Source organism: Streptomyces sp. NPDC050422 (assembly GCF_044458665.1).
Classification (GTDB): Bacteria; Actinomycetota; Actinomycetes; order Streptomycetales; family Streptomycetaceae; genus Streptomyces.
Genome location: NZ_JBITIE010000006.1, coordinates 263,144 through 284,766 on the forward strand (window position 1 = coordinate 263,144; position 21,623 = coordinate 284,766).

Below are 21,623 nucleotides of genomic sequence, written 5' to 3' on the forward strand. Positions count from 1 at the left end.
TGGTCACAGGCTCCACTGACGCAGCTCGTCGGCGATGGCCCGGACGTCCGCCTTGCCCTCCTTGACCAGCAGGGCCAGATCACGCACCTGTTCCGGCGAGGTGATGACCTTGAGCCCCGACGCCACGAGGTAGCCGTAGGCGACGGCCGACGCGAACATCGCATTGGACCGCTCCAACGCGGGCACGTGCAGCAGCAGTTGCAGCAGAGCGGCCGCTCTGGAGTGCGGGTCGCTGTAGACCGGGCTGCCGAAGATCTCCGCCTCGTGCCGTGCGACCGCGGCGACCAGCGCGCCCCAGTCCGTGACCTGGGGGTCACCGGGGGTCTTGTGCTCGGCGACCATGAGCAGCCAGGAAAGGTGGATCCGGAGGTTCAACGGGTGCCTTTGCGCTCCGGGCCGAACTCCTCGGCGAACACCGATTCGTACTGTTTCATGAAGTCGGCGGCGGCCTCGACGAAGGTATGGCCGACCTCGCCCGCGTCCTGTTTGACGAGTTCCTCTATGTAGCGGTTCACGCTCATCCCCCTCTGGAGCGCGCGCTGCCGCGCGGCCTCGGCGGTGGCCTCGTCCACTCGAACGTTCAGCTGCGTCTTGGGCACCCCCTCACGCTAGCGCGGGATCGCTAGCACCGGCAAGGGGAACGGACCCCCGGCCGGACCTCGGACGCCCTCCGCGGCCGGCCTCCCGACCGTCCGCGGGCGCCGGCCCACCCCTGCCACCTGGCATATCGCCGCAGTCGGCCGCCCCGGGCGCAACGGCGTCGGCACCCGTACCGTCGAAGGATGAGCGACGGATACCGCACCCGGTCGCCCCCTTCTCCGAACAAGTGGTCATAATTCCTGGTCAGGAAGCCGAAGTCAGCGCAGTCGGCCACGTCCTGGCGGCGAACACCTGCCAAACCGACCAGATCTCGCGACGACTCATGGAGTGCACATTGAGTACGACGTTCCGTTCCCGTATCACCGCCCGGCTCGGGCGCACGTACCTGGCCAGGATCCAGCGGCACGGAATCGGCTCCTCCACGATCAAGCTCCTGCCGGAGGAACTGCTCATGCTCCTGCGCCGCGACGGGCTCGATCCCGTGCGCCGAGTAGCCACGACCCGGGCGAGCGCCCCGATCTCCAGGGTCTCGCTGCCGTTCGGCATGGACGCCTGGGTGGTCACCGGGTACGAGGAGTCGAAGGCCGTGCTCGGCTCCGCCGAGGGGTTCAGCACGGACTTCGCCCACCTCGCGGGCAACGCCGGGATCGCCCCCGAGCAGAGCCCGGGAGGGCTCGGCTTCAGCGACCCGCCGGTGCACACGCGACTGCGCCGCATCCTGACCCCGGAGTTCACCATGCGCCGCCTGCGGCGTCTGGCACCCCGGATCGAAGCGATCGTCGAGGAACGTCTGGACGCGATGGAGACCGCCCGCGGCCCAGTCGACCTGGTGCACGAGTTCGCACTGCCCGTCCCCTCCCTCACCATCTGCGAACTGCTCGGCGTGCCGTACGAGGACCGGAACGACTTCCAGCAGCTCGCGATGGACCGCTTCGACCTCTTCGGCGGGACGACCGCACCCTTCGGAGCCATGTCCGCTTCGCTGGACTACTTCAGGGAGGTCGTCAGGGCGCAGCGCCACAAGCCCGGGGACGGACTGCTCGGCATGATCGTGAGGGAGCACGGGGACAGCGTCGACGACGAGGAGCTCGCGGGTCTCGCCGACGGAGTGCTCACCGGCGGCTTCGAGACGACGGCCAGCACGATCGCGCTCGGCTCGCTGGTCCTGCTGCAGAACGAGGACGTCCTCGACCAGCTGCGGACTGATGACACGATGACCGCGCCGTTCGTCGAGGAGGTGCTGCGGTACCTGTCCGCGGTCCAGATGGCCTTCCCCCGCTTCGCCCGGGAGGACATCGAGATAGCCGGGGTGGTCATTCCGCGCGGCGACATGGTCCTCTGCTCCCTGAGCGGCGCCAACCGTGATCCGTCGTACGTCATGGACGACGGGGGCTTCGACCCTCACCGCACCACCCCGGCGGGTCATCTGGCGTTCGGACACGGCATCCACCGCTGCATCGGTGCGGAACTGGCACGCATGGAGCTGCGCGTGGCGTACCCCGCGCTGGCCAGGCGGTTCCCCGGCATGCGGCTCGCCGTCCCGCCACAGGAGCTCGGCTTCCGGAAGCTGTCGATCGTCTACGGCATCGAGTCGCTCCCGGTACACCTGCGCTGAGACGGCCTGCGCCCGCGCGCGTTCCGAGCGCGTTCCGAGCGCGTTCCGAGCGCGTTCCGAGCGGACGCAAATCCGTTCGCCCATCGGGATGACACTCTGCTTGGCTCATCCCATGAGCGATCTTCACATCCGCTGCGCAGCCCTGGCCGACGTCGACGGCGTACTGACGTTCTGGCGCGAGGCCGCGGAGGGAACGAGCATCAGCGACGACCGCGACGGGGTGTCCCGGCTGGTCACCCGCGACCCGGGAGCCCTGCTCCTCGCGGAGCGGGGCGGCCTGCTCGTGGGCACCGTCATCGCCGGCTTCGACGGGTGGCGCTGCCACGTCTACCGGCTGGCCGTGCACCCGGGACTGCGCCGGCAGGGCATCGCCACAGCGTTGCTGGAAGCGGCGGACGCCCGTTTCACCGCGCTCGGCGGCCGCCGGGCCGACGCCATGGTCCTGGAGGCCAACGAACGCGCACACCACGCATGGGCCGCGGCCGGCTACCACCGGGAGGACCACTGGCGGCGCTGGGTGAAGCCCCTCTGACCAACAGGCCACCTCGCCACTTTGCTGATCCTTTACTATGGGTGCTCCCCGTCGATCCTTATGAAAGGTGTGAGCGTCCGCCCATGGGCGAGCCTCCCAGTAGCCGATATCGCCGAGATCGCGCGATCCTCCTGTCCCTGCCCGATCATGGGACGGAGGTGAACCGATGACCGAAGTGCTTCTGCTGCTCGTGGCGGTACTGCTCTCCCTTGCCTGCGGCGCCTTCGTCGCGGCGGAGTTCTCCCTGACCACGGTCGAACGCGGCCAGCTCGAACGCGCTGTGGAGCGGGAGGAGCGCGGCGCCGCGAGCGCGATGAAGGCGGTACGCAGCCTCACCTTCCAGCTCTCCGGGGCGCAGCTGGGCATCACCGTCACCAACCTGGTCGTCGGCATGCTCTCCGAGTCATCCATCGCGAAGCTGATCCGCGGCCCGGTCGAGGCGGTCGGACTGTCGCCCGGCGTGTCGTCGTCCGTGGCCCTGGTCATCGGCACGGCCCTGTCCACCGTGTTCCTCATGGTGGTCGGCGAGCTGGTCCCCAAGAACTGGGCCATCTCCTCGCCGCTCGCCGTGGCGAAGACCGTGGCCACCCCACAGCGCGCCTTCACCGCACTCTTCCGGCCCTTCATCAGCCACCTCAACAACACGGCCAACCACATCGTGCGCCGCTTCGGGCTCGAACCGGCCGAGGAACTGGCAACCGCCCGCAGCCCGCAGGAGCTGGTGGCACTGGCCCGGCACTCGGCCAAGGCCGGCGCCCTGGAGGCCGACACGGCGGAGCTCTTCGTGCGCACCCTCAATCTGGCGGAGCTGACTGCGGAGAACGTGATGACTCCCCGGGTGCAGGTCACCGCGCTGGACGTGAAGGCGACCGCCGAGGACGTCGCCAACGCCACCCGGGCCACAGGACTGTCACGGTTCCCCGTGTACCGGGGCAGCCTCGACACCGTCGTCGGTGTCGCCCACATCAAGGACGTGCTGGCGATCCCCGCCGAGCAGCGCCCGCGCAAGCGGATCTCGGACATGCTGCGCGAGCCGCTGCTCGTGCCCGAGACCCTGACCGTGGACCGGCTGCTGGACCGGCTCTCCGGCAAACTCGCGATGGCGGTCGTCATCGACGAGTACGGCGGCACGGCCGGCGTCGTGACGCTGGAAGACATCGTCGAGGAGGTGGTCGGCGAGGTGCGGGACGAGCACGACCCGCACGAGACACCAGACCTCGCACCGGCGGGCGAGGACGCCGACGGACGCACACTGTGGTCGGCCGACGGCGCGGCCCGCACCGACCAGCTGGAGACGATCGGACTGAGAGTGCCGGACGGACCGTACGAGACCCTCGCCGGACTGATCGCCACGGAGGTGGGCCGCATCCCCGCCGTGGGTGACTCCATCGAGCTGGCCGGCTGGCGCCTCGACGTCGTGGACGCCTCGGGACGGCGCGCCGCCCGGGCGCTGCTGCACGCACCGCTGCCAGGTTCCGACGATGCGCCGGAGGACGAGCGATGACCGCCGTACAGCTCTTCATCGGCCTGCTGACCCTGGTGGTGAACGCCTTCTTCGTCGGTGCGGAGTTCGCTCTCATCTCCGTACGGCGCAGCCAGATCGAACCGCAGGCCGAGGACGGGAACCGGCGGGCGCGCAGCGTCATCTGGGGTCTCGAACACGTCTCGGCGCTGCTCGCGGCGGCGCAGCTGGGCATCACGCTGTGCACCCTGGTCCTGGGTATCGTCGCCGAACCCGCCATCGCGCATCTGCTGGAGCCCGTCTTCGACACCGTGGGAGTGCCGCACGGACTGGTCCATCCGATCTCGTTCGTCATCGCACTGTCGGTGGCGACCTACCTCCACATGCTGCTCGGCGAAATGGTGCCGAAGAACATCGCACTGGCCGAGCCGGTGAAGACCGCACTGCTGCTCGGGCCGCCGCTGGTGGCCCTGGCCCGGGCGCTGCGTCCGGTGATCTTCGCGATCAACGCCTTCGCCAACGCGCTGCTGAAGCTGTTGCGGGTGGAGACGAAGGACGAGGTGTCGGCCACGTTCTCGGACGACGAGCTGGCCCGGCTCGTCAAGGACGCGGGCGACGCCGGACTGGTCGACGACCGTGCCGCCGAGCGACTGCACCATGCGCTGGAGCTGGGTCGCAGACCGGTACGCGATGTGGTGCTGCCGGTGGACCAGGTGATGTACACGAGGGTCGGGACGACGCCCGAGGAGCTGGAGCGGCTCTCGTCCGAGACCGGGTTCTCGCGTTTTCCGGTGATGGACAGTGAGCAGCGGATCCTGGGCTACCTCCACGTGAAGGACGCCCTCGACGTCACACCACGCGACATGCCGTTCCCGGTGACCGCGATGCGGCCGATCGCCCGGGTTCGGGCGGAGACACCGCTCGACGACGTGCTGACCGCTCTCCGGCGCAGCCGCACGCATCTGGCGGCGGTCCTCGACGAGGACGACCGGCTGGCCGGGATGGTCACGATGGAGGACGTCCTGCGCGAGCTGGTGGGCCGGCCCCAGTCGCGCTGACCCGTCCTCCGGGGCCCACGGTCCCGCGCCCCTTCCGGGGTGCGGGACCGCGCTCGCTCCGACGCGGGGAGGGCATGCCGCCGCCTCCAAAAGGGGCCCGCCTGGCCCGCCCGCGCCGCGATACGATCGCAGGGCCATGGAAATCAATGCTGAATACACCAGTCTCGTCGCGGTAGGCGATTCGTTCACCGAGGGCATGTCGGATCTGCTGCCCGATGGTTCGTACCGGGGCTGGGCCGACGTTCTCGCCACCCGGCTGGCCACCCGCACCCCCGGATTCCGGTACGCCAATCTCGCCGTGCGCGGAAAGCTCATCGGCCAGATCGTGGACGAGCAGGTGGACGTGGCGGCAGCCATGCAGGCGGACGTGGTGACGCTGGTGGGCGGCCTCAACGACACGCTGCGCCCCAAGTGCGACATGGGCATGGTTCGCGGCCGGCTGGAGGAGGCCGTGGAACGTCTCGCGCCCTCGTGCAAGAAGCTGGTCCTGATGCGCAGCCCCGGTCGCAACGGACCGGTGATGGAACGCTTCCGGCCACGGATGGAAGAGCTGTTCTCCCTGGTCGACGACCTGGCCGCCAGGCACGGTGCTGAGGTCGCAGACCTGTACGGAGCACCGGTACTGGGCGACCCCAGGATGTGGGACGTCGATCGGCTGCACCTGACCGACGAGGGTCATCGCAGGGTTGCGGAGGCTGTCTGGCAGACGCTGGGACTTCCGCCGGAGAGCGACTGGCAGACCCTGTTGTCCACCGCCGCGCCACCGCGCTGGTCCACGCGGCGCGTCGACGACGTGCGCTTTGCCCGCCGGCACCTGTTTCCCTGGATAGGACGGCGACTGACCGGGCGCTCCTCGGGCGACGGCCGTGCGGGAGCGCAGTTCAGCTCCGAACTGGGGCAGGGCTTCTGGGTCACACCCGTGGACGCCGCGGCCCCGGGCCCCGTCGCCACGTGGCGACGGGTGGACGCGGCCGAGTAGCCGGCCCCCAGGACACCGCTGCACGCCCGCCCGAGCCGCCGCCGTCTCCGGCTCCGGCTCCGGCTCCGGCTCGGTCCCAGCGCTCGGGCCCGGGCTCGGGCTCGCAGTCGCAGTCGCAGTCGCAGTCGCACTCAGGCTCGGGCTCGGGCTCGGGCTCGGGCTCGCAGTCGCAGTCGCAGTCGCAGTCGCAGTCGCACTCAGGCTCGGGCTCGGGCTCGGGCTCGGCCTGGCGCACTCACTGGCCCTCGTAGCAACGCACAAACCGGGGGCGGCGCCGACCTGCATAAACCGCCAGTAGAATCTGGACACGTGACTGCTGTGTCTGCGAAGCCTCGCATCCCCAATGTCCTGGCCGGCCGCTACGCCTCTACGGAGCTGGCTGTCCTCTGGTCCCCCGAGCAGAAGGTGAAACTGGAACGTCAGCTGTGGCTGGCGGTGCTGCGCGCCCAGAAGGACCTCGGGATCGAGGTACCCGACGCGGCCATCGCCGATTACGAGCGCGTCCTCGACCAGGTCGACCTGGCCTCGATCGCCGAGCGCGAGAAGGTGACGCGGCACGACGTCAAGGCCCGCATCGAGGAGTTCAACGCCCTCGCCGGCCACGAGCAGGTCCACAAGGGAATGACCTCCCGGGACCTGACCGAGAACGTCGAACAGCTCCAGATCCGGCTGTCGCTGGAACTGATGCGCGACCGCACGGTGGCGGTCCTGGCCCGGCTCGGCAGGCTCGCCGCTGAGTACCGCGAACTGGTCATCGCCGGCCGGTCCCACAATGTCGCCGCGCAGGCCACGACGCTGGGCAAGCGCTTCGCCACCGCGGCGGACGAGCTGCTGGTGGCCTACGGGCGGCTCGAGGACCTGCTGGGCCGCTACCCGCTCCGCGGAATCAAGGGCCCCGTCGGCACCGCCCAGGACATGCTCGACCTGCTGGGCGGAGATGCCGGGAAGCTCGCCGAGCTGGAGCAGCGCATCGCTGGACACCTCGGCTTCGCGCAGGCCTTCACGTCGGTCGGCCAGGTCTACCCGCGCTCGCTCGACTACGACGTGGTGACCGCCCTGGTGCAGCTCGCCGCAGCCCCTTCCTCCGTAGCGAAGACCATCCGGCTGATGGCCGGCCACGAGCTGGTGACCGAGGGCTTCAAGCCGGGCCAGGTCGGCTCGTCCGCCATGCCGCACAAGATGAACACCCGCTCCTGCGAGCGCGTCAACGGCCTGATGGTGATTCTCCGAGGTTACGCGTCGATGACCGGCGAGCTGGCGGGCGACCAGTGGAACGAGGGCGACGTGTCCTGCTCCGTGGTCCGCCGGGTGGCGCTGCCGGACGCCTTCTTCGCATTCGACGGTCTGGTGGAGACCTTCCTGACGGTGCTCGACGAGTTCGGTGCGTTCCCCGCCGTCGTCGCCCGCGAGCTCGACCGCTACCTGCCCTTCCTCGCCACGACCAAGGTGCTGATGGGCGCGGTTCGCGCCGGTGTCGGCCGTGAGGTCGCGCACGAGGCCATCAAGGAGAACGCGGTCGCGTCCGCTCTCGCCATGCGTGAGCAGGGCACGGAGCGCAACGAGCTGCTGGACAAGCTGGCGGCTGACGACCGCATCCCGCTGGACCGCGCGCAGTTGGACGAACTCATGGCCGACAAGCTTTCCTTCACGGGAGCGGCGGGTGACCAGGTCACCGCACTGGTCACCCGGATCGAGGAGATCACCAAGCAGCACCCGGAGGCAGCCGGTTACACGCCGGGCTCGATCCTCTGATGCGCCGGGCCACCGGGCGATGACACCCGAAGAGCTCCTGGCCGCCCGTGACCGCATTGTTCCCGATGTGGTCGCGGGCGGCCTGCGCGTGCTGTTCTGCGGAATCAACCCGAGCTTGATGACAGGTGCCACGGGTCATCACTTCGCCTTTCCCGGTAATCGTTTCTGGCCGGTGCTCCACCGGTCGGGATTCACCCCGCGGCAGCTGAAGCCGTGTGAGCAGTCCGAACTGCTACGCCACGGCCTGGGCATCACCAATGTGGTCGCCAGGGCCACTGCCCGGGCCGATGAACTGTCCGCCGAGGAATTCCGTGCCGGGGGCCGGCTTCTCGCCTCGAAGGTCGAGGAACTGCGGCCGCAGTGGCTGGCCGTCGTCGGAATCACGGCGTACCGAACGGCTTTCGGTGAGCGTCAGGCCCGCGTCGGGCCCCAGGACCGGCGGATCGGCGGGGCCCGCGTCTGGGCGCTGCCGAACCCCAGCGGCCTGAACGCCCACTGGACCGTGAGTTCCATGGCGGACGAGTACGGACGTCTGCGGGCAGCCGTCGACTCGGACACCACGGTCCCCGCCGCTGAGGCCTGACGACAGCACTGGCCCGTCCGACAGCACGCCGGACCGCCAGGCCGTCACGGCTCCGGTCTCAACCCCTGGTCCTGGGACCGGCGAACGCGTCGGCCTCCTCGTTCACGGAGGGTCGATCTCGGTCACCACCACATTGAGCTCACAGCCGAGGCCCTCCTCCTCCAGGTACAGCGCCAGGGCGATCCACCGATTCTCTATGTGCCAGAGCCGGAGATACTCGCACCCCGCAACGGTCTCGGCCCATGGGTCGGGTATCTCCTCACCCGACATCATTCGCTCCTGGGCGCTCCACAGGCTGATCAGCTGCGGGTCGCCCCAGCGAGCGCCGAGCACTGTAACGAGAGCGTCGTGCTCGGCGAGACACTGCGCACGGTACTCAAGCCGCTCCGCCTCGTCGTCGTCCCCGTACTCGTCTTCGGCGCGCAGGGACGCCGTGTGGTAGCCGGGACCGCTGACTCCCGAACCCGATCGGATGCGATCCGCGGGGAACTCTCGGGTGCGCATCCCGTCGATGAAGCGGAGGTGATGTGCGGTGGTCATGCCGTCAGTAAACCGTCCGGCACTGACAACCGGGCCCTCGCCCAGCGCTTTGAGGGGGTTTCAGCCACCCTCCGCCACCGGTTCCGCCACCGGCCCGGCTCCATTGCCGGGTCCGAGCCGGGCCCGTTCCCGCTTCTGCTTCCGCTTCTGTCTCTGCCTCTGCCTCTGCCTCTGCCTCTGCCTCTGCCTCTGCCTCTGCCTACGGCTGGAAGTACTCCGACATCAGGTCGCTGACCCATTCCGGCTGCTTGATGTTCTCCGCGCGGAACTCCACCATCGTCGACTTCACGTCGATGACCGGCTTGCCAGAGACCGCGTCAAGACCCACCACCGTCAGTTCGCGGCCGTGGACGGACTCGATGGTGCAGCACGTGACTCCGATGCGGTTCGGTCCCGGTGCGTGTCCTAGGCATCCCTGCGTCGCAGTTCCCACCATCCGGCCAGCAACGACGCCCCTGCCCATGCCGCGGTGACCGCCAGCCCTGTCCAGGGGTCGATGCCGCCTTCCGGATGCTGGTGCAGCACCAACTGTCCGGCCCGGTCAGGAAGATAGTCGGCCGCGCCGCCTGCGACGTCGCCGACGACGAACGAGACGATCAGAATGAAGGGGATGAGCAGGCTGAGTACGGCGACCGCGCTGCGGAACAGGAAGGTCAGCCCGGCAGCGAGGAGGGTCATGAGAGCGAGATATATGCCGCTGCCGACAGCGGCCCTCAGCGCACCCGGTTCTCCCAGCCCGACGGCGTACTCCCCCATGAACAGCTGCCCGACCAGAAACGAGCTGAAGCTGGTGACAAGCCCTATGGCAAGGGCGGTTGCCCCGATGAGCGCCATCTTGACTGTGTAGAAGAGGTTGCGGCGCGGGACGGCGGCCAGCGACATGCGCAGCGCACCGTTGACGTACTCGGACGAGATCGCTGTGGCTCCGAAGCTTATGGCCGCGATCTGTCCGAAGTTCAGCGCGTAGAAGGCACCGAAGACGAGATCCGCATCCGTGTTGTCCGCCTCGGCCTGGCCGACGGTCGCGAAGCTGAGCACAGTGACGGCCATGGTGGCGACGAATACGGCCGTCAGGGACCCGACGACGGACCGCACCGATCTGATCTTGATCCACTCGGAACGCAGGACTGCGATGGTGGACATGGTCAGGCCTCCTGTCGGGTGGGGGCGAGAGTGGGGGCGGAGGCAGCGGACTCGAACTCCGCCGCTCCGGCGGTGAGATCCAGGTAGGCCTGTTCAAGCGTGGTCTGCTCGTCCATGAGCTGAAGGACCGGAAGGCCTTCGGCGGCGGCAAGTGCCCCGATCTCGTCCGCTCTCGCCCCTTCGACTGTCCAGCCCCCGTCCTCGCCCTGCTCGGCCCGGTACCCCTTGCGTGTCAGGGCCTCACCGAGCCGGGGTGATTCAGGCGTATGGACTCGCACTCGCACCCGGGGCCGGCTACGGGAGTCGAGGAACTCCCGCATCGGGAGGTCGACAAGCAGTCGGCCCCGCCCGAGGACGATCAGATGGTCGGCGAACGACGATGTCTCGTTCATCAGATGGCTCGATACCAGTACGGTGCGGCCCTCCCGTGCCAGCCGTTTCATCAGCTCCCGGATCCAGATGATGCCTTCCGGATCCAGCCCGTTCGACGGCTCGTCGAGCATGACCACCGCCGGGTCACCGAGCAGTGCCGCCGCTATGCCGAGTCGCTGGCGCATACCGAGGGAGAACGTCTTGATCCGGCGCCCCCCGACGTGAGCGAGTCCGGCCTCCTCAAGCACTTCCTCGACTCTTGTCCCGCTCATACCGTTACTCGTGGCCAGCGCGAGCAGGTGGTTGCGCGCCGTCCGCGAGCCGTGGGCGGCCTGCGCATCGAGCAGCACCCCGACGCGGCGAAGCGGATCATGCAGAGCCGCGTAGGCCTGCCCGCCGATGGTGGCGGTTCCGCCGGTGGGCCGGTCCAGGCCGAGGACCAGGCGCATGGTGGTGGACTTGCCCGCCCCGTTCGGCCCGAGGAAGCCGGTGACCCGGCCGGGCCGCACGCTGAACGTGAGACGGTCCACGGCCCGGGTCGAGCCATAGTCCTTCGTGAGCTCGTTGACGTCGATACTGGTCATGTCCTCAGCCTGGCCGCCGGGCCGGCCGGCGGTCCTCCCCCGCCGGTGTGGATCATCTCCCTCGCTCGGGGGAGCCGCCGCGCCGATCTCGCTGGCACGATGGCAGCATGTTCAGCTTTCTCCGCCCGTTGGCCATGCCGGTCACCTACACCCGGTGGCTGCATCTGCTGCTGCCCGGCGCCGTCGTGAGTGTCTGGCTGTTCATCTCGACGGACACACCTTGGGTGCCCGTCGTCCTCGCGGCCCTGGTGGGACTGATTCCCGGTATGCGCCTTGCCGAGGGGGTCCAGGCGCAACTGCTCCTCACACCCGAGGAGCGGGGAGCCCGCGAGGCAACTATTTCGGCGTCCCCCTCCACATCGTGGTCCGAGCGGTGGCGGACCTCGCTCTGGCTGGAGGTGCGGCTGGTCTGCGCCGGGCTGGCCGGCATGGCGACGGTGTGGCTGTCGGCCACGACGGTCGACCTCATCCGCTCCGCGGCGGGTTCGCAGCCGAGCGCCGAATGGTTCGCCGCCGGGCTGGGCACGCATTGGTGGGCCGCCCTGCTCGCCCCGGTTCCGCTGGCGATGCTGCTCGCCGTCGTCGTGGGGTGCGGGGAGCTGATCACAGCTGCTGCCCGGTGGCTGCTCGGACCGACCCCGAAGCAGCGGATGACCGCCTTGGAGGAGCGTACCGAGCAGTTGCTCGAGCGCAACCGGATCGCGCGCGAACTGCACGACTCGATCGGACATGCCCTGACGGTCGCCGTCGTTCAGGCGGGTGCGGCCCGGGCGGCACACGACCCGGAGTTCACCGAGCGGGCGTTGGTGGCGATCGAGGAGACGGGCCGCGATGCGCTGGACGACCTGGAGCGGGTGCTGAGAGTGCTGCGCGAATCGGGCACGCCGTCCGGGCAGCGGCCGTCGCTGAGCGAGGCGAACCGTCTGCTGGACTCCGCGCGCGGCTCCGGGGCCCAAGTGGACGCGGATGTGTCCGGTCCGCTGGAACAGGTACCGGCGTCGGTGTCCCGCGAGGGCTACCGCATCCTCCAGGAGGCCCTCACCAACGTCCTGCGTCATTCCGAATCGATTGCGGTCCGGGTCCGCATCACCATCGCCGACGGCCGGCTCGAGCTGAAGGTGACAAATCCGCTCACGGGTTCGACCGATACCACTGGGGGCGGAAGCGGGCTGAGAGGCATCAGGGAAAGAGCCGCGCTGCTGGGCGGCAGCGCCAGGACGGGACCGTACGAGGGGGAATGGATGGTGCACGCGAGCCTTCCGCTGGAGCACATACGCTGACCGGATGCCGGTTACCGTTCTTCTCGTCGACGACGAACCCCTGGTCCGCGCCGGACTGCGCGCGGTCCTGGAAGCCCAGCCCGACATCGAGGTGGTGGGTGAGGCGGGTGACGGCGCCGCGGTGATCCCGTTGGTGCGTCAGCTGCGCCCTGATGTGGTGGCGATGGACGTCCGAATGCCACTGATGGACGGCATCGAGGCGACTCGGGTGGTGCTGCGCACGGTGCCGGATCCACCGAAGATCCTGGTGGTGACGACCTTCGAGAACGACGAGTACGTCTACGAGGCGTTGCGGGCCGGCGCGGACGGCTTTCTCCTCAAGCGGGCCCGGCCGGCCGAGATCGTGCACGCGGTGCGGCTGGTGGCGGAGGGCGAGTCCCTCCTGTTTCCGGCCGCGGTCCGGAAGCTCGCCGCCGAGTACGGTACGAGCAAGGCGCGGGAGGCCATGGAGCGGGCTTCCCTCACCGAGCGCGAGTCGGCCGTGCTACGTCTGATGGCCCGGGGTCTGTCCAATGCCGAGATCGCGGCCCGGCTCGTGGTGGGCATCGAGACGGTGAAGTCGCATGTCAGCGCCGTGCTGGCGAAGTTGGGCGCCCGGGACCGCACCCAGGCGGTCATCGCCGCGTACGAGTCCGGATTCGTCGCTCCGAGCTGATACCGGGTGTTCCCGGACGGCCTTGCCGCCCACGGTCGCTCAGCCCCTGAGCAGCGAGTACGATCCGCCTGACATGCGCACGAGCTGGGAGGACACACCGTGGGCCGGCTAACCGGTGGGGACCCGTCGTTGCTGCGTCGGATCAATTCCGCGGTGGTGCTGCACGCCCTCCGAGGTGCGGAATCCCCGACCCTCACGGACCTGACCCGGATCACGGGTCTGTCCCGGCCCACGGTCGAGGGCGTCGTGGAGGGGCTGTTCGAGGCCGGGCTGGTCGTCGAGTCGGCTCCGGACGGTGCCGAGGCGCGGCGTCAGGGGCGTCCGGCCCGCCGGTTCCGGTTCCGGGCAGAGGCGGGGCACCTCCTGGGCATCGAGATCGGCCCGCACCGGGTCTCGGCGTTGTTGTCGGGGCTGGACGGCCGGATCATCGGAGCGGGCTCGCGCGAGGTGTCGGAGACCGCCTGCGCGGACGACCGCCTCGACAAGGTGCGGACCGTGGTCGCCGACGTCCTCCGGCGGACGGGCGTGGCCCGCAGCAGTCTGCGGGCGGTCGGTGTGGGCAGCCCCGGCATCGTGGAGGCCGACGGCACCGTCCGGCTGGGAACCGCTCTTCCGGACTGGACGGGGCTGGCGCTCGGTGAGCGTCTGAGGCGCTCGTTCCGCTGCCCCGTTCTCGTGGAGAACGACGCGAACGCGGCGGCCGTCGCGGAGCACTGGAAGGGTGCGGCCACGGAGTCCGACGACATCGTGTTCGTACTGGCGGGCCTGAGCCCGGGGGCGGGTTCGCTGATCGGTGGGCGGCTGCACCGCGGTTTCGGCGGGGCGGCCGGCGAGATCGGCGCGCTGCATCTCCTGGGCCGCGATGTCACGCCGGAGAGGCTGTTGTCCACGACGGACACGCCCCTGGACCCGCTCGACGAACATGCGGTCGCCGCGGTCTTCGCCAAGGCGCGGCACGGCGACAAGCAAGCGCAGGCGGCTGTCGAACGGTTCATTCAGCGCCTGGTCCATGACGTGGCGGCGCTGGTGCTGGCGCTCGATCCGGAGCTGGTGGTCATCGGCGGCTGGGCAGCCGGACTGGACGGGGTGCTGGATCCGCTCCGCGGTGAACTGGCCCGGTACTGCCTGCGGCCCCCTCGGGTGACCCTTTCCCTGCTCGGCGAGGCCGCCGTGGCCACAGGTGCACTGAGGTTGGCGCTCGACCACGTCGAGGAGCAGCTCTTCGCCGTGGAGGGAACGGTGACGGCCCGCCGCTGAGAGCGACGGGCCGTGCGCTGCGCGCCGGGCGCACGGTCACCCGGTCACCCGGTCACCCGGTCACCCGGTCAGGATGCCTGGCGGGGCTGCTCCTGGTCCTGGTGGCTGATCTCCAGGTCGCCCGAGTCGCCGAAGGTGAGGCGGCAGGTGTCGGCCCGGTACGTGGCTACGGAGACGGCCGCTGTGCCGCCGACCGCGAGGTAACGGGTCGTCACGACGAGAACGGGGGCGCCGGGGAGCCGGTCGAGCTCCTTGGCATCGTCCGCGCGCGCCGAACCCAGCTCCACGGAACGGTCCTGCCCGTCGAGGCCGAGCCGGTGCAGTTCACGCACGACGCTGCGGGCCCTGGCGGGACCCGACGGGGCCTCTATCGCCGAGAGGTCCGGAACGGAGGCCGCCGGCACGTACAGCAGCTCCGCCGCAACGGCCTGCCCGTGGGTGAGGCGGATCCTGCGCACGATGTGGACGGGCTCGTCACCGGCCATGTCGAGCATGCCGGCCACGGCGGCGGGTGCGGCTGCCGTCCGGCAGTCCACCGACTGCCAGGCCTCGCCCGCACCGCCACCGGTCCAGTCGTGCTGCGCAGTGGAGACGGCTACTCCCACGCGCGGCGGGGCGACGGTAGTGCCCACTCCGCGGCGGCGCTGCAGCCTGCCTTCGAGTTCGAGCTGTTCCAGGGCCTGCCGGAGCGTGGCCCGGGCGACACCGAACCGGGCGGCGAGCTCACGCTCGTTGGGAAGGATCTCCCCCACCGCAAAGTCCGAGTCGAGTGCCTCACTGAGCACGGTCTTGAGGTGCCAGTACTTCGGCTCCTGCACCGATTCCAGCTGCGTGGTCCCCACCCTGTCCTCCGCAATCGCCCAGCGGCTTTTCCGCGACGTTATTTATTAAAGGTTCCTGTCTTAACGTTGAGACCATAGGACGGCACACCCCCTTGGTCAAGACCAATCCTCGGGCCACAGGGCCGCGAACAGGCGATCCGCCGCGCAGCGTTCACAGGACGTTCGCGGAAGGCGGGCCGAGGACAGTAGAAAAACCCACGTCCGGGCGGGGTACGCGGGGCTTCGGCAGATGGCTCGGCGAGAGCCGGCCGCGGCGGCCGGCCACAGTGTCCGGGCAAGTCGACTGATCGAGTCGGTCGATCGACTCCGGCCGATCGACTCCGGCCGATTATTCGCCGGTCAACATGGTGAGTTTGTCAGGATTGCGAATGATATATACGCATTGAATGACTCCGTCGCGCACATCCACCTGGAACACGGAGTCCGTCTTGCCGCCGGAAAGCATCAGCACCGCCGGGCCGCCGTTCAGCTCCAGGAAGCGGATCTCCAGGTCGGGAACCTGACCGTGCGCGACGGCGAAGAGGAACCGGCCGACCTTGTCCGCGCTCTCCAGGATCCGCAGCGGCGCCTTCGACTTCCCGCCGCTGTCGCCGACGAGCCGCACGTCGGGGGCGAGCAGGGCGAGCAGCGCGTCGATGTCACCGCCGGCGGCTGCGGCGAGGAAGCGCTCCGTGAGGTCGCGCCGCTGGGCGGGATCGACGTCGTAACGGGGCTTGCGTTCCTCTACATGACGGCGGGCGCGCCCGGCGAGCTGACGTACGGCCGCCTCGGTCCTGTCGAGCGTCGTGGCGATCTCCGTATAGGGGAAGCCGAAGGCCTCACGCAGGACGAAGACAGCGCGCTCCAGCGGGGAGAGGGATTCCAGGACGACGAGTACGGCGACGGAGACGGTGTCGGCGAGTACGGCCTGCTCCGCCGTGTCGGGCACGGTCGGCCCGAAGTCGGTGACCAGGGGCTCCGGCAGCCATGGTCCGACGTACGCCTCACGCCGGGTCCCGAGCTGTCGCAGCCGGTCGATGGCGAGGCGGGTGACGATCCTGACGAGGAAGGCGCGGGGTTCACGCACATCCTCGCGCGACGCGGCCGACCAGCGGAGCCAGCCCTCCTGGACCACGTCCTCGGCGTCGGCGATCCGGCCGAGCATGCGGTAGGCGACCCCGATCAGTACGGGCCGGTGCTCCTCGAAGACGTCGGTCACGGTTTCGGTTGTCACGCGTCCCATCCCAGCCGACCTGTCGCAGGGTGTCCAGTTCACCTTCCCCACCCTCTTGAACTACAAGCTACCTGGCGGTAATTGTTGTTGACGGAATGTCTAAGCCGCTTGCGTACACGGACCCCTCGTGTCGCATCACCCGGGAGCCCCTCCATGGCCACCACGGTCTCGTTCACCGTCGAGTCACCCCGAGGACGACCGCGGACCGTGTCCGTGGCCTACGAGCGGTCGGGTTCCGGCGAGCCGCTGCTGCTGCTCCACGGCATCGGCCACCACCGGCAGGCCTGGGATCCGGTCGTATCGATCCTGGCCGCGGAACGGGACGTCATCGCCATCGACCTGCCCGGTTTCGGCGTCTCCCCCGGGCTGCCCGACGACCTCGCGTACGACCTGACGACCGTGGCACCGCTGCTCGGGACCTTCTGCGAGACGATCGGGGTGGACCGCCCCCACGTCGCGGGGAACTCGCTCGGCGGGCTGCTGGCGCTGGAGCTGGGCCGCGAGCAGCTCGCGCGCTCGGTGACCGCGCTCTCACCGGCCGGCTTCTGGACGGATCCCGAGCGCCGGTACGCGTTCGGGACGCTCCGCGCGATGCGGCTCGCGGCGAAGTCGATGCCGCTGCCCCTCATCGAGCGGCTGTCCCGCACCGCTGCCGGTCGCACCGTTCTGACCAGCACCATCTACGCCAGGCCCGGGCGGCGCTCACCGGAGGCCGCCGTATCCGAGACCCTTGCCCTGCGCCGGGCGACCGGCTTCCACCGGACGCTGGCCGCCGGACGGAACGTCCGGTTCACCGACGACGTGCCGGGGCTACCGGTGACCATTGCCTGGGGCGGCCACGACCGGCTCCTCCTGCGACGCCAGGGCATCCGGGCCAAGCACACCGTCCCCGGCGCCCGGCTGGTCCGGCTTCCCGGCTGCGGCCACGTCCCGATGAACGACGACCCGGCTCTGGTGGCGCGGGTGATCCTCGACACCAGTCGCTGAATCCGCCGCCCGCTGGCGGCCCCGCCGGCTCAGGACACCCGAGCCGATCGCCACCCCTGCCCCGACCAGGCAGCTGCCCGCCGCCTGCGCGAGGCCGTACGAGCCGGAGCCGACGAGCGGGGCGGTGAGCGCGGCGGCGACGGGAATCAGCCCGAGAAACAGCGTGGCGCGCTCCGCTCCGATGCGCTGCATCCCGCGGTACCAGCAGACGAAGCCGATGACGGTGACCACTGCGGCCTGCCAGAGCAGCGCGGCCGCCTCGCCGGGCGTGGGCACACGGACGAATCCGGCGCCGTCGACCAGCAGGCCGAGGGCCGTCGACTCCGTCGCGGCGATCGCGCACACCGTGGCGGACAGCAGCTTGGGCCCCAGCGGGCGCAGCACCGGCACCGCGATCACCGCGAAGCCCACCTCACCGGCCAGCGCGCCGACGGAGAAGACGATGCCCGCCGTGTCCGTCTGTCCCCAGCCCTGCACGGTGAACGCGCCGACGGCGACCAGCCCCGCGGCGCCGAGAACGGCACGTGTCGGCCTGCGTCCGGCCGCCAGCGGCACGAGAACGGCCACGAGGATCGGGGCGCACCCGACGAACACGCCCGGAACAGCCGGCTCCGCGGACCGTTCGGCTGCCAGGACGGCGAGGTTGAAGCCGACCATGCCCACGGCGGCGAGCAGGGCGAGCCTGCCCCACTGCCTGGGCCGGAGCCCACGGAGCGCGTCAGCCGGCCGGGGCTCACCGGCCCGGTTCAGCAGGGGCAGGAGCAGCAGGGCGGCGAGGCCGTAGCGCAGCGCCTGCCCACCGGCGTACGGATAGTCGCCGAGGACACTGTTGGCGGTGAAGGAGGCACCTACGAGGACGGAGGCGAAGGCGGCGAGAGACGCGCCACGCAGATAGGTCACATTCATGGCTTCGACGCTAGGCGGCCGGGCGGTCCGGTTTAAGGTCCACATTTATGACGTCTTCGGGGACCACTTTCACTCCCGGTACGGATGGCGGTGCGCGGGAATCCGTCTCGGCCGCCTGGGAGCTGCTCCTCCCGGCCGCTTCGGCTCCGGCCCGTGGGCGCGGGCGGGCGCTGCAGTCCGCGCTGCGCGAAGCTGTCCGTTCCGGCCGCCTGGCCCCGGGGACACGGCTCCCGTCCAGCCGTGCTCTCGCCGTCGATCTCGGCGTCTCGCGCGGGCTGGTCACCGAGGCCTACGAACAGCTGACCGCGGAGAGCTACCTACGCAGCGGGCACGGCGCGGGCACCTGGGTGAGCGGATCGGTCCGGGCGGCCAAGGGCGGTGCCCGCGATCTCGCTCCCCGCGCCCCCGGAACACGCATCGACTTCCGGCCGGGCACGCCGGACCTCTCGCTCTTCCCGCGCAGTGCCTGGGCCGCCACCCACCGTTCGGTGCTCGGCCGGCTGCCGCACAGCGCACTGGGCTATCCGGACCCGCGCGGACTGCCGGAACTGCGTGACGCGCTGGCCGCGCTGCTCACACGGCGCCGGGGGGTGGTGGCCGACCCGGAGCGTCTGCTGGTCTGCTCCGGCGTCGCCCAGGCAAGCACCCTGCTCGGCTTCGTCCTGCACGGACGCGGGCTGACCACGGTCGGTGTCGAGGATCCCGGGAGCCCCGAGCACGCCGCGCTCTTCTCGTCGGCGGGACTTGCGACGGCCCGGCTCCCGCTCGATGACGAAGGGCTGTCGGTCGGGCCCCTCGTGCGCTCCGGTGTGCGCGCCGTCGTGACGACGCCGGCCCATCAGTTCCCGACCGGAATCGCGTACTCCGCCGCCCGTCGCAGCCGGCTCCTGGACTGGGCGAGGGAGACGGACGGCCTCATCGTGGAGGACGACTACGACGGCGACTTCCGCTACGACCGCGCACCGGTCGGCGCCCTCCAGGGCCTGGACCCCGAGCATGTCGCGTACACGGGCTCGGTGAGCAAGTCCCTTGCACCCGGACTGCGGCTGGGATGGCTGCTGGCACCGGCTTCGATGACGGACGAGATCGTCGACCGCAAGCGGACCATGGACATGGGCAACCCGGCCGTCGACCAGGCGGTACTGGCCGACTTCATCGTCCGGGGAGGCTACGACCGGCAGCTGCGCCGCTGCCAGCGCGCGTACCGGGAGCGCCGTGACGTCCTGACGAAGGTGCTCGCCGAGCACTTCCCCGGCACCGAGGTCAGCGGCATCGCGGCGGGACTGCACGTCATCGCCCGGCTGCCCGAACGGTACGGGCCCGAGGCGGAGTTCATACACCGCGCGACAGAGGCGGGGATCGCCCTTCGGCTCCTGAGCGACTGCGGCGACGCCCGGTCCACCGACGGATACGTGGGCCTGGTGATCGGGTACGCGCATCTGCCGCCGGCGGACATCTCACGGGGTGTCCGGCTGCTCGCCGCGTGCTGGGAAGGTGGCCGCTGAACGAAAGTCGGTCAGGGCGGGGGCCGAGTATTCACCTCGCGTTGGTGTGCCCGCCTCCGTGGGACGCGAGGGTGGCCCGGTCGCTCAGCAGTCCGTACGCCCGACCCGCCGGAGGCCCCTCGATGCCGCACCGTCCGCGAATCCCGTCCCCCGACCGCCGTACCGTGCTGCGCGGTTCGCTGGTGGCCACTGCCGCTCTCACACTCCCCGTGGTGGGCGCGGCGGCGCCGGCCTTCGCACGGTCCGGCCGTCCGGACGCGGCCTGGGGTGTGCAGGTGGGCGATGTCACGTCGTCCTCCGCTCTGGTGTGGGTTCGCTCCGACCGGCCGGCCCGGATGGTGGTGGAGACGTCGGCGACCGAGTCGTTCCGGCGTGCCCGCACCTGGCACGGCCCGCTGCTGGGTCCGGGTACGGACTTCACCGGAACGACGCCGCTGTACGGGCTGCCGCCCGGCGAGCAGGTGCACTACCGGGTGACGCTCGCCGCCCCGGACGACCCCCGCCGCACCGGCGAACCGGTGTACGGCACCTTCCGGACCGCCCCCGCCCGCCGGCGGGACGGTGTGCGCTTCCTGTGGTCCGGCGACATCGCGGGCCAGGGCTGGGGCATCAACCCGGACATCGGGGGCTACCGGGTCTACGACGAGATGCGCCGCCTCGACCCCGACTTCTTCCTCTGCAGCGGGGACAACATCTACGCGGACGGCGTCATCGAGCCGAGTGTGGCGCTGCCCGACGGGCGTGTCTGGCACAACGTCACCACCGAGGAGAAGGCGAAGGTCGCCGAGACGCTCGCCGAGTACCGGGGGAACTTCCGCTACAACCTGCTGGACGAGAACCTCCGCAGGTTCAACGCACAGGTGCCCTCGGTGATTCAGTGGGACGACCACGAGGTGCGCAACAACTGGTATCCCGGGCAGATCCTCGATGACGTCCGGTACACCGAGAAGAACGTGGACGTGCTGGCGGCGCGCTCGATGCGGGCTTTCGGCGAGTACTTCCCGGTGTCGACCCTGCACGGCTCCCCGGGCGGGGACAGGGTCCACCGAGTGGTGCGGCACGGTCCGCTGCTCGACCTGTTCGTCCTGGACATGCGGACCTTCCGCAACGCCAACTCCCCCGGTCGGCAGCCCGACGAAACCACCGGAATCCTCGGTGCCGAGCAACTTGCCTGGCTCAAGCGCGAGCTGTCGAAGTCCCGGGCGGTGTGGAAGGTGATCGCCGCGGACATGCCGCTCGGGCTGGTCGTCGCCGACGGCACCTCGAACTTCGAGGCCGTGGCGCAGGGCGATCCCGGGGCTCCGCTCGGCCGCGAGCTTCAGATCGCCGAACTGCTGCGGTTCATCAAGCACCGACGGATCACCGGCACGGTATGGCTGACAGCGGACGTGCACTACACCTCCGCCCAGCATTACGCCCCCGAGCGGGCGGCGTTCAAGGATTTCGCGCCCTTCTGGGAATTCGTCACGGGCCCGCTGGCGGCCGGCCAGTTCCCGTCCAACGCACTCGACGGCACGTTCGGCCCCGCTCAGGTGTTCGTTCAGGCTCCCGACCGGGCGAACGTGTCGCCGATGGAGACGCCAGCTCTCTTCGGCGAGGTGGACATCGACGGCGACAGCGGGGAGTTGACCGTGCGCCTGCGCGAGCAGGGCGGATCCGTCCTGTTCAGCAAGGTGCTCCAGCCGGGACGCGTGGATCAGTGAGCCGGGTCGGGCCCCACTCAGAAGCGACGTGCCTACCGGCCAAAAACCGACCATA

The 21,623-nt window shown here is 70.1% G+C and carries 21 protein-coding genes and 1 pseudogene; 13 read left to right on the top strand and 9 right to left on the bottom strand.

Translation table 11 applies throughout. The annotated features are described in order from the left end of the window. Positions 1–3: 3 nt before the first annotated feature. Together ACIBJG_RS11085 and ACIBJG_RS11090 are read right to left on the bottom strand one after the other, a co-directional pair. Positions 4–375 carry a fic family toxin-antitoxin system, toxin component gene (locus ACIBJG_RS11085; protein WP_145767569.1) on the bottom strand — a complete coding sequence of 124 codons (372 nt, stop codon included), beginning with the start codon at positions 373–375 and terminating at the stop codon, positions 4–6. After that, positions 372–599 carry a hypothetical protein gene (locus tag ACIBJG_RS11090; RefSeq protein ID WP_030921856.1) on the bottom strand — a complete coding sequence of 76 codons (228 nt, stop codon included), beginning with the start codon at positions 597–599 and terminating at the stop codon, positions 372–374. The genes ACIBJG_RS11085 and ACIBJG_RS11090 overlap by 4 nt, the downstream gene beginning before the upstream one ends. Before the next feature lie 335 nt (positions 600–934). On the opposite strand from ACIBJG_RS11090, the gene ACIBJG_RS11095 reads away from it, so the two are divergent. From ACIBJG_RS11095 to mug, 7 genes are all read left to right on the top strand, one after another. Beyond that, on the top strand, positions 935–2,215 hold the full coding sequence (locus ACIBJG_RS11095; RefSeq protein ID WP_399306883.1) for a cytochrome P450: 1,281 nt from the start codon (positions 935–937) through the stop codon (positions 2,213–2,215). 112 nt (positions 2,216–2,327) lie between these two features. Then, positions 2,328–2,747, top strand: a complete 420-nt coding sequence (locus ACIBJG_RS11100; RefSeq protein ID WP_399306885.1) for a GNAT family N-acetyltransferase — start codon at positions 2,328–2,330, stop codon at positions 2,745–2,747. Between the two features lie 166 nt (positions 2,748–2,913). After that, positions 2,914–4,251 carry a hemolysin family protein gene (locus ACIBJG_RS11105; RefSeq protein WP_399306889.1) on the top strand — a complete coding sequence of 446 codons (1,338 nt, stop codon included), beginning with the start codon at positions 2,914–2,916 and terminating at the stop codon, positions 4,249–4,251. Next, positions 4,248–5,267, top strand: coding sequence for a hemolysin family protein (locus tag ACIBJG_RS11110; RefSeq protein WP_399306893.1), 1,020 nt, complete (start codon positions 4,248–4,250; stop codon positions 5,265–5,267). The genes ACIBJG_RS11105 and ACIBJG_RS11110 overlap by 4 nt, the downstream gene beginning before the upstream one ends. Before the next feature lie 136 nt (positions 5,268–5,403). Then, positions 5,404–6,246: an SGNH/GDSL hydrolase family protein gene (locus ACIBJG_RS11115; RefSeq protein ID WP_399306896.1), complete on the top strand. Its 843-nt coding sequence runs from the start codon at positions 5,404–5,406 to the stop codon at positions 6,244–6,246. 309 nt (positions 6,247–6,555) lie between these two features. Further along, positions 6,556–7,998, top strand: coding sequence for an adenylosuccinate lyase (gene purB / locus ACIBJG_RS11120; protein ID WP_399306899.1), 1,443 nt, complete (start codon positions 6,556–6,558; stop codon positions 7,996–7,998). Between the two features lie 19 nt (positions 7,999–8,017). Beyond that, positions 8,018–8,581 carry a G/U mismatch-specific DNA glycosylase gene (gene mug, locus ACIBJG_RS11125; RefSeq protein WP_399306901.1) on the top strand — a complete coding sequence of 188 codons (564 nt, stop codon included), beginning with the start codon at positions 8,018–8,020 and terminating at the stop codon, positions 8,579–8,581. A gap of 102 nt (positions 8,582–8,683) precedes the next feature. Here the strand turns inward: mug and ACIBJG_RS11130 are convergent, their stop codons facing one another. From ACIBJG_RS11130 to ACIBJG_RS11145, 4 genes are all read right to left on the bottom strand, one after another. Then, positions 8,684–9,121 (bottom strand): hypothetical protein, encoded by a 438-nt coding sequence (locus ACIBJG_RS11130; RefSeq protein ID WP_399306904.1) that lies wholly within the window; start codon positions 9,119–9,121, stop codon positions 8,684–8,686. Between the two features lie 199 nt (positions 9,122–9,320). Beyond that, entirely contained in the window at positions 9,321–9,584 is a 264-nt protein-coding gene (locus ACIBJG_RS11135) for a TrmO family methyltransferase (RefSeq protein WP_399306907.1), read from the bottom strand. Beyond that, positions 9,527–10,264, bottom strand: coding sequence for an ABC transporter permease (locus ACIBJG_RS11140; RefSeq protein WP_399306909.1), 738 nt, complete (start codon positions 10,262–10,264; stop codon positions 9,527–9,529). Before ACIBJG_RS11140 ends, ACIBJG_RS11135 begins: the two co-directional genes overlap by 58 nt. 2 nt (positions 10,265–10,266) lie before the next feature. Continuing rightward, positions 10,267–11,220, bottom strand: a complete 954-nt coding sequence (locus ACIBJG_RS11145; protein ID WP_399306912.1) for an ABC transporter ATP-binding protein — start codon at positions 11,218–11,220, stop codon at positions 10,267–10,269. Positions 11,221–11,327: 107 nt separating this feature from the next. Between ACIBJG_RS11145 and ACIBJG_RS11150 the strand changes: the two genes are divergently transcribed. The 3 genes from ACIBJG_RS11150 (at position 11,328) to ACIBJG_RS11160 (ending at position 14,412) form a co-directional block, all read left to right on the top strand. Next, positions 11,328–12,500: a sensor histidine kinase gene (locus tag ACIBJG_RS11150; protein WP_399306915.1), complete on the top strand. Its 1,173-nt coding sequence runs from the start codon at positions 11,328–11,330 to the stop codon at positions 12,498–12,500. Between the two features lie 4 nt (positions 12,501–12,504). Then, positions 12,505–13,155: a response regulator gene (locus ACIBJG_RS11155; protein WP_399306918.1), complete on the top strand. Its 651-nt coding sequence runs from the start codon at positions 12,505–12,507 to the stop codon at positions 13,153–13,155. Positions 13,156–13,254: 99 nt separating this feature from the next. Further along, on the top strand, positions 13,255–14,412 hold the full coding sequence (locus ACIBJG_RS11160) for an ROK family transcriptional regulator (protein WP_399306921.1): 1,158 nt from the start codon (positions 13,255–13,257) through the stop codon (positions 14,410–14,412). A 68-nt stretch (positions 14,413–14,480) separates the two neighbouring features. Here the strand turns inward: ACIBJG_RS11160 and ACIBJG_RS11165 are convergent, their stop codons facing one another. Beyond that, positions 14,481–15,254 carry a GntR family transcriptional regulator gene (locus ACIBJG_RS11165; protein WP_399306923.1) on the bottom strand — a complete coding sequence of 258 codons (774 nt, stop codon included), beginning with the start codon at positions 15,252–15,254 and terminating at the stop codon, positions 14,481–14,483. 328 nt (positions 15,255–15,582) lie between these two features. Beyond that, positions 15,583–16,467: an RNA polymerase sigma-70 factor gene (locus ACIBJG_RS11170; RefSeq protein WP_399306926.1), complete on the bottom strand. Its 885-nt coding sequence runs from the start codon at positions 16,465–16,467 to the stop codon at positions 15,583–15,585. A gap of 153 nt (positions 16,468–16,620) precedes the next feature. On the opposite strand from ACIBJG_RS11170, the gene ACIBJG_RS11175 reads away from it, so the two are divergent. Then, complete coding sequence (locus tag ACIBJG_RS11175) at positions 16,621–17,454, top strand: alpha/beta fold hydrolase (protein WP_399306929.1); 834 nt, start codon at positions 16,621–16,623, stop codon at positions 17,452–17,454. Positions 17,455–17,511: 57 nt separating this feature from the next. Here ACIBJG_RS11175 and ACIBJG_RS11180 read toward each other — a convergent pair. Then, positions 17,512–18,405: pseudogene (locus ACIBJG_RS11180) on the bottom strand (DMT family transporter); the annotation flags it as partial. 2 nt (positions 18,406–18,407) lie between these two features. Between ACIBJG_RS11180 and ACIBJG_RS11185 the strand changes: the two are divergent. Both ACIBJG_RS11185 and ACIBJG_RS11190 read left to right on the top strand, forming a co-directional pair. Further along, on the top strand, positions 18,408–19,865 hold the full coding sequence (locus ACIBJG_RS11185) for a PLP-dependent aminotransferase family protein (RefSeq protein WP_399306931.1): 1,458 nt from the start codon (positions 18,408–18,410) through the stop codon (positions 19,863–19,865). A gap of 122 nt (positions 19,866–19,987) precedes the next feature. After that, positions 19,988–21,568 carry an alkaline phosphatase D family protein gene (locus ACIBJG_RS11190; RefSeq protein WP_399306934.1) on the top strand — a complete coding sequence of 527 codons (1,581 nt, stop codon included), beginning with the start codon at positions 19,988–19,990 and terminating at the stop codon, positions 21,566–21,568. Positions 21,569–21,623 lie beyond the last annotated feature (55 nt).